The sequence below is a fragment of the Streptomyces sp. SID14478 genome, assembly GCF_010548525.1.
Taxonomy (GTDB): Bacteria; Actinomycetota; Actinomycetes; order Streptomycetales; family Streptomycetaceae; genus Streptomyces.
The window spans coordinates 1-13258 of sequence record NZ_JAAGMG010000837.1 but is presented as its reverse complement, the minus strand read 5'-3'; the positions used below and the strand labels follow the sequence as shown (position 1 = coordinate 13258).

Here is a 13258-nt window from a genome sequence, read left to right as displayed (position 1 = left end):
GCCGAGCTCACCGGCACGAGCGAGGCGACGGTGGTCCGCACCGCCCGCATCCTCGGCTACCCCGGCTACCGCGACCTGCGCCTGGCGCTCGCCGGGCTCGCCGCCCAGCAGCAGTCCGGCCGGGCGCCCGCCGTCACCGCCGACATCGCCGTCGACGACCCGATCGCCGACGTGGTCGCGAAGCTCGCCTACGACGAGCAGCAGACCCTGGCCGACACCGCCGCCGGACTGGACATGGCCCAGCTCGGCGCCGCCGTGAACGCCCTCGCGGGCGCCCGCCGCGTCGAGATCTACGGCATGGCCGCCTCCGGCCTCGTCGCCCAGGACCTCGCGCAGAAGCTGCTGCGCATCGGCCAGATCTCGTACGCGCACTCGGACCCGCACCTGGCCGTCACGAACGCGGTGACCCTGCGCACCGGCGACGTCGCCATCGCCATCACGCACTCGGGCGCGACGGGCGACGTGATCGAACCCCTCCGGGTCGCCTTCGAGCACGGCGCGACGACGATAGCGATCACCGGCCGCCCGGACGGCCCGGTCTCGCAGTACGCCGACCACGTCCTCACCACGTCCATCGCCCGCGAGAGCGAGCTGCGGCCCGCCGCGATGTCCTCCCGGACCAGTCAGCTGCTCGTCGTGGACTGCCTGTTCGTGGGGGTGGCCCAGCGCAACTACGAGTCGGCGGCGCCCGCGCTGTCCGCGTCGTACGAGGCCCTGGCCCACCGCCACCGGGCCGCGTCCCGGGGCAGCCGGTCATGACGTCCACCGTGCCCCGCGGACCGGAGGGCCGCGCGCAGCGCATGCCTTCGGGGGCGCGGGGCACGGCGCGAGAAGCCCCACGGACCTGACACCACCGGACCGCACCCGCACCCGGCACCCACCCACCCGCACAGAAAGCCCCCGAGACGACGATGTCCACCGACGCCCAGAACGCCGCCGCCACCACCGACGCCACGTACACAGAGCTCCGCGCCCAGCTGGCCACCCTCACCACCGAGGCGTTCCGGCCCGAGCTCGCCGAGATCGACCAGCAGTCCACCCTGGAGATCGCGAAGATCATGAACGGCGAGGACGCCACCGTCCCGACCGCCGTGGCCGCCCAGCTCCCGCAGATCGCCGCCGCGATCGACGGCACGGCCGCGCGCATGGCGCGCGGCGGCCGGCTGATCTACGCGGGCGCGGGCACGGCCGGGCGGCTCGGCGTCCTGGACGCGTCGGAGTGCCCGCCCACCTTCAACACGGACCCGGCCGAGGTCGTGGGGCTGATCGCGGGCGGCCCGAGCGCCATGGTCACCGCGGTCGAAGGGGCCGAGGACTCCAAGGAGCTGGCGGCCGAGGACCTCGACGCGCTGAACCTGACCGCGGACGACGTGGTCGTCGGCATCTCCGCCTCGGGCCGCACCCCGTACGCGATCGGCGCCGTCGAGCACGCCCGCGCCCGCTGCGGCGCGCTCACCATCGGCCTGTCCTGCAACGCGGACAGCGCCCTCGCGGCCGCCGCCGACCACGGCATCGAGGTCGTCGTCGGCCCCGAACTCCTCACCGGATCAACGCGGTTGAAGGCGGGCACGGCCCAGAAGCTCGTCCTCAACATGCTCTCGACGATCACCATGATCCGGCTCGGCAAGACGTACGGGAACCTCATGGTCGACGTACGCGCGTCGAACGAGAAGCTGCGGGCCCGCTCCCGCCGCATCGTCTCCCTGGCCACGGGCGCCGACGACGCCGCCATCGAGGCCGCGCTCTCCGCGACGGACGGGGAGGTGAAGAACGCCATCCTCGTCGTCCTCGGCGAGGTCGACGGCCCCACCGCCGCCCGCCTCCTGAGCGAGTCGGACGGCCACCTGCGTGCCGCTCTCGCGGCGGCCGCGCGCACCTGATCCCCGTACACCCCCCCCGAGCACCATCCGCACAGCAAGGCAGCACGCACCATGGCTGAGAACAAGAACCGCGACGTGGCGGCCTCGATCCTCCCCCTCGTGGGCGGCGCCGCGAACGTCACCTCCGTAGCCCACTGCATGACCCGGCTCCGGCTGGGTCTCGCAGACCGCTCGCTCGTCCGGGACGAGGCCCTCAAGGCCCTCCCCGACGTACTGGGCGTGGTCGAGGACGAGACCTACCAGATCGTCCTCGGCCCGGGGAAGGTCGCCCGGGTCACGCCCGAGTTCGAGGCCCTGGTGGCCGAGGAGAAGCCCGCCCAGCAGATCACGGCCGACGAACTGGCCGCGCAGGGCGCCGAGTTGAGGGCCGCTAGGAAGGCGAGGAACGCCACCCCGTTCAAGCTCTTCCTGCGCCGCATCGCCAACATCTTCGTGCCGCTGATCCCGGCGCTCATCGGCTGCGGCATCATCGCCGGCATCAACGGCCTGCTGGTGAACCTGGAGTGGCTGCCGTCCGTCACCCCCGCCCTCGCCGCGCTCGCCTCCGGCTTCATGGCGCTCATCGCCGTCTTCGTCGGCTACAACACGGCGAAGGAGTTCGGCGGCACCGCGATCCTCGGCGGCGCGGTGGCGGCCATCATCGTCTTCCCGGGCGTCGCGAACATCACGGCGTTCGGCCAGAAGCTCTCCCCCGGCCAGGGCGGCGTGCTCGGCGCGCTGGGCGCGGCCGTCCTCGCGGTCCACGTCGAGAAGTGGTGCCGCAAGTGGGTGCCCGAGGCGCTGGACGTCCTCGTCACGCCCACCCTCACGGTGCTGATCTCGGGCCTGGTCACGATCTTCGGCCTGATGTACGTCGCCGGCGAGGTCTCCACGGGCATCGGCACGGCGGCCAACTGGCTCCTCGACAACACGGGCGCGTTCGCGGGCCTGGTGCTGGGCGGCCTGTTCCTGCCCCTGGTCATGCTGGGTCTGCACCAGGCGCTGATCCCCATCCACACCACGCTCATCGAGCAGCAGGGCTACACGGTCCTGCTGCCGATCCTGGCGATGGCGGGCGCGGGCCAGGTCGGCTGTGCGATCGCCGTCTTCAAGCGCCTCAAGAACAACAAGTCGATCCGTACGACGATCAAGTCGGCGCTCCCCGCGGGCTTCCTCGGCGTGGGCGAACCGCTGATCTACGGCGTCTCGCTCCCCCTCGGCCGCCCGTTCGTCACGGCGTGCGTCGGCGGCGCGGCGGGCGGCGCGTTCGTCGGCTTCTTCTCGATGATCGGCGACAAGGTCGGCTCCACCGCCATCGGCCCGTCCGGCTGGGCCCTGTTCCCGCTCCTCGACGGGAACCACGGCCTGGGCACCACGATCGCCGTCTACGGCGGCGGCCTCCTGGTCGGCTACGCCGTCGGCTTCCTCGCCACGTACTTCTTCGGCTTCAGCAAGCAGATGTTGCTCGAACTGAATGTGGACGCCGAGGGCGGCGCCGACACCGGGCAGGCCCCCGCGGGGCCGGCGGCCCCCGGGACGAAGGAACCGGCGAGGGTCTGACGCCTTCCCGCGTGGGCGAGTGGGGACTTCAGGACGCGTCGGCCGTGCCCGGCGGTGTCCGGAAGTCCCCACTCGCCCGGCTATGGACGCCGGGCGCGGCGACGGGGCGCTGTATCCCGCACGGCGCCTCCCGGCATGCGCCCGGCCCCGCCCTCCCGCATCCTGACCCCATGGCTGAGAGCACCCTTTCCAAGATTTCCTGGAGCGAGTTCCGCCCGGACCAGCGGCGCCTGGTGACCGGCGCCGCGATGACCGGCGTCGGCATGCTCGTCGCCGCCGCGGGCGTCGGCATCATGGTCTACGAGGTGGCCAGGGCGGGCCGCACGTGGACCGGGGGCTGGGAGGTGCCGCCGGCCGAGCTGGCCTCCCGCGCCCTCCACCAGGCGCAGAGCGCGGCCCAGGCCGGACGCGAGGCCTGGGCCAGCTATCAGGAGTCGCCCCTCTCGTCGCGCTGAGCGCGGGCGTCAACGCCCGAGGGCGGTACCCCCTCACGAAGAGGAGGTACCGCCCTCGGTACGTAGGACAGTCGATCGACCGGGGTCGATCAGAAGTCCATGTCACCGCCCGGCATGCCGCCGCCGGCCGGGGCAGCGCCCGCCTTCTCCGGCTTGTCGGCGATGACGGCCTCGGTGGTGAGGAACAGCGCGGCGATCGACGCGGCGTTCTGCAGCGCGGAGCGCGTCACCTTGGCCGGGTCGAGGATGCCCTCGGCGATCATGTCGACGTACTCGCCCGTGGCGGCGTTCAGACCGTGGCCGACGGCCAGGTTGCGCACCTTCTCCACGACGACGCCACCCTCGAGACCACCGTTGACGGCGATCTGCTTGAGCGGGGCCTCCAGGGCGAGCTTCACGGCGTTGGCGCCGGTCGCCTCGTCACCCTCGAGCTCCAGCTTCTCGAAGACCGCGGAGGCCTGGAGGAGGGCCACGCCACCACCGGCGACGATGCCCTCTTCGACGGCCGCCTTCGCGTTGCGAACGGCGTCCTCGATGCGGTGCTTGCGCTCCTTGAGCTCGACCTCGGTCGCGGCACCGGCCTTGATGACCGCAACACCGCCGGCGAGCTTCGCCAGGCGCTCCTGCAGCTTCTCGCGGTCGTAGTCGCTGTCCGAGTTCTCGATCTCGGCGCGGATCTGGTTGACGCGACCCTGGACCTGGTCGCTCTCACCGGAGCCGTCGACGATCGTCGTCTCGTCCTTGGTGATGACGACCTTGCGGGCGCGGCCGAGCAGGTCGAGACCGGCGTTCTCCAGCTTGAGGCCGACCTCCTCGGAGATGACGGTGCCACCGGTGAGGATGGCGATGTCGCCGAGCATGGCCTTGCGGCGGTCACCGAAGCCCGGGGCCTTGACGGCGACGGACTTGAAGGTGCCACGGATCTTGTTGACGACCAGGGTCGACAGGGCCTCGCCCTCGACGTCCTCGGCGATGATCAGCAGCGGCTTGCCGGACTGCATGACCTTCTCGAGCAGCGGAAGGAGGTCCTTCACGTTGCCGATCTTCGAGTTGACGATCAGGATGTACGGGTCGTCGAGCGACGCCTCCATACGCTCCATGTCGGTGGCGAAGTACGCCGAGATGTAGCCCTTGTCGAAGCGCATGCCCTCGGTGAGCTCGAGCTCCAGACCGAAGGTCTGCGACTCCTCGACGGTGATGACGCCTTCCTTGCCGACCTTGTCCATGGCCTCGGCGATGAGCTCGCCGATCTGGGTGTCGGCGGCGGAGATGGAGGCCGTCGAAGCGATCTGCTCCTTGGTCTCCACGTCCTTGGCCTGCTCGAGGAGAGCGGCGGAGACGGCCTCGACGGCCTTCTCGATGCCGCGCTTGAGGGCCATCGGGTTGGCACCGGCGGCGACGTTGCGAAGGCCTTCGCGAACGAGCGCCTGGGCCAGGACGGTCGCGGTCGTCGTGCCGTCACCGGCGACGTCGTCCGTCTTCTTCGCGACCTCCTTGACCAGCTCGGCGCCGATCTTCTCGTACGGGTCCTCGAGCTCGATCTCCTTGGCGATGGACACACCATCGTTGGTGATCGTGGGGGCGCCCCACTTCTTCTCGAGGACGACGTTGCGACCCTTGGGGCCCAGGGTCACCTTGACGGCGTCGGCGAGCTGGTTCATGCCGCGCTCGAGGCCGCGCCGTGCCTCCTCGTCGAACGCGATGATCTTGGCCATGTGAAGTGGTCCTCCCGGACGGGGTGGAAACGCAAACGGACCGTGCTGGTGCCCGCGACGGACGGCCTGCAGCCCTTGTGGTTCCTTGCCCCACCCGGCCTGCGGACCTCACCGACCCGATCCAAGTTTTGAAGAGGTACTGCCTGTCACTCTCACGCGGAGAGTGCTAAGCCCAATGATTAGCACTCGCCCCCTGCGAGTGCAAGGCCGTACCACATAACCCCAGGCCACGCACGGGTCGCACCCCGCGCAGCACGAAGGGTCCGCGCCCCCTGACGGGGGACACGGACCCTTCGACTCTTACGAAGCGTGCAGTCGGACGCGACGTCGGCTTCAGCTGGTGGCCAGGCGGACCATGTCCGCCTGCGGCCCCTTCTGGCCCTGCGAGATCTCGAATTCCACTCGCTGACCCTCTTCGAGGGTGCGGTAGCCGTCCATCTGAATCGCGCTGTAGTGGACGAATACATCCGCACCACCGTCGACCGCGATGAAGCCGTACCCCTTCTCCGCGTTGAACCACTTGACGGTGCCCTGAGCCATGCCTAACTCCCCTATTACTGGCCCTTGCGCGAGACCGCACTTCGCGGTCCCGGGTCAGACCTCACTCCCCAAAGGGTTTGGGGGTGTGCGCCGGAACGCGTCGACCGCGGCTGAATGTATCTGCCCAACTGCCGTCTGCAACAGGTCAATCGGACGAGAATTCTGGGCACGCCCGATCGGGGGAATCGGGCCAACTCGCCGGATCCCAGGGCAAGTCGGGCCGCGTAAATGCCATAAAAGGCCCGAATGGGCCGGACACTTTGGCTGCTTCTTGTCGCGTCTCGCGCGAGAACTCATATGCGCCCGTCATGCACCACGTACGGGGAGGCAGCAACTTCCCCAACTGTACCGCGCTCAACCATGCAGAATTGCCCCCTCCGCTTCTCTCGCGGAGGGGGCAATTCAGATGACGGTGCGTGCTGTCGGGCGATCTTCGCCGAATCAGCCGCCGGCGACGGCGGGAATGATCGAGACGCCGGCGCCGTCCGGCGTCGCCGTCTCCAGGCCCTGCTCGAAGCGCACGTCGTCGTCGTTGACGTAGACGTTCACGAAGCGGCGCAGCTTGCCCTGGTCGTCGAGGACGCGGGCGGCGATCCCGGTGTGGTTCTTCTCCAGGTCCGCGAGGACGTCGGCGAGGGTGGCGCCCTCGGCGGGGACCTCGGCCTTGCCGCCGGTGTAGGTGCGCAGGATGGTGGGGATGCGGACGTTGACGCTCATGCTGGTGACTCCCGGTGCTTACAGGTCCAGTTGACTCAGTGGGCGGCGAGGCCGGCGTCGCGGAACGCGTCCAGGCTCGGGCGGATGGTCGCGGTCGCCTGAGAGGAGTCGGCAACCGCGTCCAGCGTCTTGAGCCCGTCGCCCGTGTTCAGCACGACCGTGGTCAGCGACGGGTCGATGAGGCCCGCCTCGATGAGCTTCTTCGTGACGCCCAGGGTCACACCGCCGGCCGTCTCCGCGAAGATGCCCTCCGTCTGCGCGAGCAGCTTGATGGCGTCGACGACCTGCTCGTCGGTCACGTCCTCCACCGCGCCGCCGGTGCGGCGCGCGATGTCGAGGACGTACGGGCCGTCGGCCGGGTTGCCGATCGCGAGCGACTTGGCGATCGTGTTCGGCTTCTGCGGACGGACCACGTCCGTGCCGCCCTTGTACGCGACCGAGACGGGCGAGCAGCCTTCGGCCTGGGCGCCGAAGAGCTTGTACGGCTTGTCCTCGACGAGGCCGAGCGCGATCAGCTCCTTGAGGCCCTTGTCGATCTTCGTGAACTGCGAGCCGGAGGCGATCGGGATGACCAGCTGGTCGGGCAGCCGCCAGCCGAGCTGCTCGCAGATCTCGTACGCGAGCGTCTTGGAACCCTCGCCGTAGTACGGACGGAGATTCACGTTCACGAAGCCCCAGCCCTCGCCCAGCGGGTCGCCGATGAGCTCGGAGCAGAAACGGTTCACGTCGTCGTAGTTGCCCTCGATGGCGACGAGGTCACCGCCGTACACACCGGCCATGACGACCTTGCCCTGCTCCAGGTCGTGCGGGATGAACACGCAGGACCGGAAGCCGGCGCGGGCGGCGGCGGCGCCGACGGCACCCGCGAGGTTGCCGGTGGAGGAGCAGGACAGGGTGGTGAAGCCGAAGGCGCGGGCGGCCTCGATGGCCTGGGCGACGACGCGGTCCTTGAAGGAGTGCGTCGGGTTGCCGGAGTCGTCCTTGACGAACAACTTCCCTTCCGCGACGCCGAGTTCGCGGGCGAGGTTGTCGGCCTTGACGAGCTTGGTCCAGCCCGGGTTCAGGTTCGGCTTCTCGGCGACGTCGGCCGGGACGGGCAGGAGGGGGGCGTAGCGCCAGATGTTGGCGGGGCCGGCCTCGATCTGCTTGCGGAGCGCCTCGGGGTCACCGGCCGGCAGGTCGTAGGCGACTTCCAGAGGTCCGAAACACTCGGCGCAGGCGAAGACCGGTCCGAGCGGGACGGTGGCGCCGCACTCGCGGCAGGAGAGGCCGGACGCGGGGCCCAGATCGACGGAGTCCGTCGGGGCGGTGGCGGCGGTTTCGGTGGCGATGGTCTGTGCAGCCATGAGAGGCGAGGCCCTTTCTCCTCATCTTCCTCGCGACGCATCTCGCCACGAGACGGAATTGGCACCTTCCCCACCGTGACCTCGCGGTCGGCGGGAGGGTTGCCGGGACTTCAACGGGCCGTTTCCCTCTGTCCCTCTGGATGAGCGCTATGCGGTTGTGTGGAGCAGTTGTCGATCACTCGCGGGCTCGGCCACCCCGACATGCGATGGTCACCGGCCTTGCTCAAGACTGTAACCGAAGGCCTGGACCCTTGAGATAGTCGTCCGAACCGCGAGATGGATCACATCCGTCGCCCCCGTGAGGAGCCGCAGACCGTGCTGGAAGAAGTCGAGCGCTGGCTGACCAGGCGATCCTGGTCCGTGGCCGACCGACCGCTGCACCAGCTGATCGCCGCGAAACGTGCGTCCGGCCAGAGCGTGAGCGTGGTGCTGCCCGCGCTGAACGAGCAGGAGACGGTCGGCGAGATCGTCCGTACGATCCGGCGCGAGCTGATGACGGACGCGGTGCCGCTCGTCGACGAACTGGTGGTCGTCGACTCCGGCTCCACGGACCGCACCTCCGAGGTCGCGGCGGCGGCCGGGGCGCGCGTGGTGCACCGGGACACGATCCTGCCGCGCATCGCGGCCCGCCCCGGGAAGGGCGAGGTGCTGTGGCGCTCGCTGCTGGTCACGTCCGGTGACATCGTCTGCTTCGTCGACGCCGACCTGAAGGAGTTCTCGGCGGACTTCGTCTCCGGGATCGTGGGCCCGCTGCTCACCGACCCGGGCGTCGCCCTCGTGAAGGCGATGTACGACCGGCCGCTGGGCACCGAGTTCGATTCGCCCGCCTCCGGCAGGACGGCGGGCCAGGGGGGCCGGGTCACCGAGCTGATGGCCCGCCCGATCCTCAACCTCCACTGGCCCCGACTGGCCGGATTCGTCCAGCCGTTGGGCGGCGAGTACGCGGCCCGCAGGTCCCTGCTGGAGCAGCTGCCGTTCCCGGTCGGGTACGGGGTCGAGCTGGGCCTCCTGGTGGACGCGCTGCACACCGTGGGCCTGGACGCCCTCGCCCAGGTCGACGTGGGCGTGCGCAGGCACCGCCACCAGGACGGGCAGGCGCTGGGCCGGATGGCGGCGGCGATCTACCGCACCGCGCAGCTGCGGCTCGCGCGCGGGCACCTCGTCCGGCCGGTACTGACGCAGTTCGAGCGGGGCGAGAGCGGCTTCGAGCCGCGGACCCACGACGTCGACACGGAGGAACGTCCCCCGATGACCGAAATCAGTGAGTATGCGGAGCGTCGCGCGGCGTAATCACGGGATGATCATGCTTACTGCCTAGATTGCCCCTTATGTGGCTTAGACATCTCAAGGGCATGGCGGCGCTCGCCGCCACAGCAACGGCCGCCGCGACGCTCGTCGCCGCGGCCGTTCCCGCGTCCGCCGTCGTCGTCGAACCCTTCGCCAAGCGGTACGAGGAAGCGCTGTACGGCGACTTCATCACCCTCGGCAACACCGTCATGCGGTGCCCGTCCACGCCCGCGGACGACGCGGCGCGGTGCCGGGCCGCGCAGGCCGGGACCTCGACGGAGAACAACAACCAGTTCGACATGCAGTACACGGACACGGCCGGCTTCGGCACCGGCGTGCTGAACTCCTCGACCGGTCAGGTGACGATCCCGCCCGGCGCCACGGTCGCGTACGCCCGCCTGTTCTGGGGCGGCAACGACGGCACGTACAAGCTGGGCCGCAACCAGATCAAGCGGTGCGACACCGCGGGCCTCGCCACCTCGCCCGGCGACAGCGGCCCGCTGGACACGCAGCCGCTGGTGCGGGTCAACGGCGGCGCCGAGTCCAAGGTGACCGTGCAGAACGCGGTGCGCACCCCGGCCGAGGTCGGCGGCCCGCACTACTACACGGCCGAGTCCGACATCACCTCGCTGTTCGCCGGCGTCACGACCGGCAGCCGCATCCCGATCGCGGTCGGCGACATCTGGGCGCCCACCGGCAAGGGCTGCGTCGGCGGCTGGTCACTGACCGTCGTCTACAAGTACGACGCGCCCAACGCCCAGTACGCGCCCACCCGCCGCAACGTCTACGTGTACGGCGGCCACGTGGTGCAGCAGTCCAAGGACCCGGACACCACGATCTCCATCGACGACTTCTACCGCACGGGCACCCGCAACGTGCGCGCCAGCGTCACCGCGTACGAGGGCGACGCCAACGTGACGGGCGACCAGTTCCTGGTCAACGGGGAGCGGATCGCGGACCCCGACGGCGGCGGCACGAACAACTTCTTCGACAGCCACGCCGACGGCGCGCTCGACCCGAACGACCACAACAACTTCAGCATCGACGCGAAGGAGGCGATCATCCCGTCGGCCGCGCTGCCGCAGGGCTCGACCTCCGCCGATCTGACGTTCCGCACCCGGGGCGACACCTACGTGCCCTCCGCGCTCGCCTTCTCCGTGCCGGTGCCCGACCTGGAGATCAAGAAGAGCGCCACGCCGAAGAAGGTCGCCCCCGGCGGCAAGGTGACGTACACGATCTCCGCCAAGAACATCGGCGACCTCGACTACCCGGGCGCCAAGCTCAGCGACGACCTCGGGGACGTCCTGGACGACGGCACCTACAACGGGGACGCCAAGGCCGACATCGGCACCGTCACGTACGACGCGCCGCGGCTGAACTGGCGCGGCGACGTCCCGGCCGGCAAGACCGCGACGATCACCTACAGCGTCACGCTGCACGATCCGCTCACCGGCGACGGCAAGCTGACCAACGACGTGATGGCGGAGGACACCCCGCGCACCAACTGCGAAGAGGGCACCACGGACCCGAACTGCGGCTTCACCCCGACGATCGAGGAGCCGACGCCGCCGAAGCCCCCGACGCCGCCGCTGAAGATCGAGAACAAGCCGGAGACGAACACCGCTCCGCCGTGCGCGACGGTCAAGGACACCATCACCCTGCGCAACGACAGCGCCTACCCGCGCAAGAACGCCGCGATCTCCTGGCCCACGAAGGGCGCGGTCGGCACCCCCACCGCCTCGGCCGGGACGATCACCAGGAGCGGCTCGACCTTCCGCTGGAGCGGCACCGTGCCCGCCCACGCCAAGGTCGTCATCAAGGAGAACGTCAAGGTCTCCTGCACGCCCGGCGCGGTCACCGTCATCCCGGTGACCGGTGAGGTGCCCGGCACCAACTGCTCGGCCCGCACCCGCGGCGGCGACGACCCCTGCACCGCGGTCATCGTCACCAAGCGCCAGCAGGCCCGCCCGACCCCGCCGCAGGCCTCGCACCAGCCCACGGGTCCGGAGCTGGCCGAGACCGGCGCCGATTCGGACGCCCTGCTGTACGGCGGGCTCGCCGTGTCGCTGTGCGGGCTCGGCGCGCTGATCCTCGCGGGGATGCGAGGACGCAAGCACTGACCCGCTCCTGAGGGCGTTGTATACGGCCGGATCCCTGACGGGGTCCGGCCGTACGTTTGAACGGTTCCGGGCCGGGCTAGCGTGGCGGTATGGCTTCCACGCATGGTGCTGCTGAGGTTCTCGTCGCGTCCAACCGCGGCCCCGTCTCCTACGTCGTCGAGGACGACGGGTCCGTCGCAGCGAGGCGGGGCGGCGGCGGCCTCGTCTCCGCGCTCAGCGTCGTCGACGACAAGCTCTGGGTGTGCGCCGCGCTCGGCGACGGCGACCGGGAGGCGGTGCGGCGCGGGGTCGGCGAACCGGGCGTGCGGATGCTCGACATCGACGCGGCCGTGCACGCCGACGCGTACAACGGGATCGCGAACTCGGTGCTGTGGTTCGTGCACCACATGCTCTACCAGACGCCTCTGGAGCCGTCGTTCGGCCCGGAGTTCCGCCGCCAGTGGGCCTCCTACGAGGCGTACAACCGGGCGTTCGCCGAGGCACTGGCCGAGGAGGCCGCGCGGGGCGCGACGGTCGTGGTCCAGGACTACCACCTGGCGCTGGTGCCGGGCATGCTCCGCGAACTCCGCGACGACCTGCGCATCGGGCACTTCTCGCACACGCCCTGGGCGCCCGTCGACTACTTCCGGATGCTGCCCGACGACATCGCCGAGCAACTGCTGCGGGGCATGCTCGGCGCGGACCGGCTGGGCTTTCTCACCCGGCGCTGGGCGGACGCGTTCACCGAGTCCTGTACGCGGATCCTCGGGGGCACGTCGGGCACCCGGATCGGGGTGCACGGGCTCGGCGCCGACGCGGACTTCCTGCGGGAGCGCGCGCACCGCCCGGACGTCGAGGAGCGGCTCGCCGCGCTGCGGGAGCAGGTCGGCGCCGACCGCAAGGTGATCGTGCGGGTGGACAGGACCGAGCTGTCGAAGAACATCGTGCGGGGCCTGCGGGCCTACGAGCTGCTCCTTGAGGAACGCCCCGAGCTGCGGGAGCGCGTGGTGCACGTCGCGTTCGCCTACCCCTCGCGCCAGGACCTCGCGGTGTACCGGGACTACACGGACGAGGTGTCACGGACCGCCGAATCCATCAACTCCCGCTTCGGCACGCAGGGTTGGACGCCGGTCGTGCTGCACGTCAAGGACGACTTCGCGCGCTCGCTCGCCGCGTACCGGCTCGCCGACGTGGCCCTCGTCAACCCGATCCGCGACGGCATGAACCTCGTCGCGAAGGAGGTGCCGGTCGTCTCCGACGCGGGGTGCGTGCTGGTGCTGTCGCGGGAGGCGGGGGCGTACGAGGAGCTCGGCGAGGACGCGCTGGTCGTGAACCCGTACGACATCAGCGCGACGTCGGCCGCGCTGGCCGCTGCGCTCGACATGGCGCAGGACGAGCGGGCGGAGCGCACGAAGCGGTTGGCTGCCGCCGGGACCGCGTTGCCCCCCGGGCAGTGGTTCCTGGATCAGCTGGCGGCACTGGGGGGCTGAGGGCGCGCCTCGTCGGCGGGTGCGGGCTGCCTCGCCGACGGGTGCGGGCTGCCTCGCCGGCGGGTGCGGGCCGGTGGGGGCTGGGCGCGCAGTTCCCCGCGCCCCTGAAGGGACGCACTACGTGCGCCACCTCCAGGGGGAGCGCGACGAAGTCGTCGCTTCAGGGGCGCGGGGAACTGCGCGAGAAGCC

10 protein-coding genes, 1 pseudogene and 1 riboswitch are annotated in these 13258 nt (G+C 70.5%); of the genes and pseudogenes, 7 read left to right on the top strand and 4 right to left on the bottom strand.

Annotated features, from left to right (window positions below):
- The 4 genes from G3I40_RS27185 to G3I40_RS27170 form a co-directional block, all read left to right on the top strand.
- A partial coding sequence (locus G3I40_RS27185) for a MurR/RpiR family transcriptional regulator (protein ID WP_164304874.1) occupies positions 1-759 on the top strand: 759 nt, incomplete at its 5' end.
- A 152-nt stretch (positions 760-911) separates the two neighbouring features.
- A complete protein-coding gene (gene murQ / locus G3I40_RS27180) occupies positions 912-1880 on the top strand; it encodes an N-acetylmuramic acid 6-phosphate etherase (RefSeq protein ID WP_164304872.1) in 969 nt (322 codons plus the stop codon).
- Positions 1881-1931: 51 nt separating this feature from the next.
- Complete coding sequence (locus tag G3I40_RS27175; RefSeq protein ID WP_164304870.1) at positions 1932-3419, top strand: PTS transporter subunit EIIC; 1488 nt, start codon at positions 1932-1934, stop codon at positions 3417-3419.
- Between the two features lie 170 nt (positions 3420-3589).
- Positions 3590-3874: a hypothetical protein gene (locus G3I40_RS27170; RefSeq protein ID WP_164304869.1), complete on the top strand. Its 285-nt coding sequence runs from the start codon at positions 3590-3592 to the stop codon at positions 3872-3874.
- A gap of 89 nt (positions 3875-3963) precedes the next feature.
- Here the strand turns inward: G3I40_RS27170 and groL are convergent, their stop codons facing one another.
- The 4 genes and pseudogenes from groL to thrC form a co-directional block, all read right to left on the bottom strand.
- Positions 3964-5589, bottom strand: a complete 1626-nt coding sequence (gene groL, locus G3I40_RS27165) for a chaperonin GroEL (protein ID WP_164304867.1) — start codon at positions 5587-5589, stop codon at positions 3964-3966.
- Positions 5590-5922: 333 nt separating this feature from the next.
- Positions 5923-6129 (bottom strand): cold-shock protein, encoded by a 207-nt coding sequence (locus G3I40_RS27160; protein ID WP_164304865.1) that lies wholly within the window; start codon positions 6127-6129, stop codon positions 5923-5925.
- Positions 6130-6570: 441 nt separating this feature from the next.
- A complete protein-coding gene (locus tag G3I40_RS27155; RefSeq protein WP_164304863.1) occupies positions 6571-6846 on the bottom strand; it encodes a ubiquitin-like small modifier protein 1 in 276 nt (91 codons plus the stop codon).
- Positions 6847-6881: 35 nt separating this feature from the next.
- Positions 6882-8217 (bottom strand): annotated as a pseudogene (gene thrC, locus G3I40_RS27150) (threonine synthase).
- A riboswitch (SAM riboswitch) is annotated at positions 8211-8339 on the bottom strand. Its footprint overlaps the pseudogene before it by 7 nt.
- A gap of 168 nt (positions 8340-8507) precedes the next feature.
- Between thrC and G3I40_RS27145 the strand changes: the two are divergent.
- The 3 genes from G3I40_RS27145 (at position 8508) to G3I40_RS27135 (ending at position 13068) form a co-directional block, all read left to right on the top strand.
- A complete protein-coding gene (locus G3I40_RS27145; protein ID WP_164304859.1) occupies positions 8508-9482 on the top strand; it encodes a glucosyl-3-phosphoglycerate synthase in 975 nt (324 codons plus the stop codon).
- Between the two features lie 38 nt (positions 9483-9520).
- Positions 9521-11599, top strand: coding sequence for a DUF11 domain-containing protein (locus G3I40_RS27140; protein ID WP_164304857.1), 2079 nt, complete (start codon positions 9521-9523; stop codon positions 11597-11599).
- Positions 11600-11688: 89 nt separating this feature from the next.
- Entirely contained in the window at positions 11689-13068 is a 1380-nt protein-coding gene (locus G3I40_RS27135) for a trehalose-6-phosphate synthase (RefSeq protein ID WP_164304855.1), read from the top strand.
- Positions 13069-13258: the final 190 nt, after the last annotated feature.

What these genes read in the sequence shown, in the direction of transcription:
- G3I40_RS27175 (WP_164304870.1), top strand. Translation starts at nt 1,932, where the DNA reads ATGGCTGAGAACAAGAACCGCGACGTGGCGGCCTCGATCCTCCCCCTC.
- G3I40_RS27135 (WP_164304855.1), top strand. Translation starts at nt 11,689, where the DNA reads ATGGCTTCCACGCATGGTGCTGCTGAGGTTCTCGTCGCGTCCAACCGC.
- G3I40_RS27160 (WP_164304865.1), bottom strand. Translation starts at nt 6,129, where the DNA reads ATGGCTCAGGGCACCGTCAAGTGGTTCAACGCGGAGAAGGGGTACGGC.
- G3I40_RS27155 (WP_164304863.1), bottom strand. Translation starts at nt 6,846, where the DNA reads ATGAGCGTCAACGTCCGCATCCCCACCATCCTGCGCACCTACACCGGC.
- G3I40_RS27140 (WP_164304857.1), top strand. Translation starts at nt 9,521, where the DNA reads ATGTGGCTTAGACATCTCAAGGGCATGGCGGCGCTCGCCGCCACAGCA.
- groL (WP_164304867.1), bottom strand. Translation starts at nt 5,589, where the DNA reads ATGGCCAAGATCATCGCGTTCGACGAGGAGGCACGGCGCGGCCTCGAG.
- G3I40_RS27170 (WP_164304869.1), top strand. Translation starts at nt 3,590, where the DNA reads ATGGCTGAGAGCACCCTTTCCAAGATTTCCTGGAGCGAGTTCCGCCCG.
- murQ (WP_164304872.1), top strand. Translation starts at nt 912, where the DNA reads ATGTCCACCGACGCCCAGAACGCCGCCGCCACCACCGACGCCACGTAC.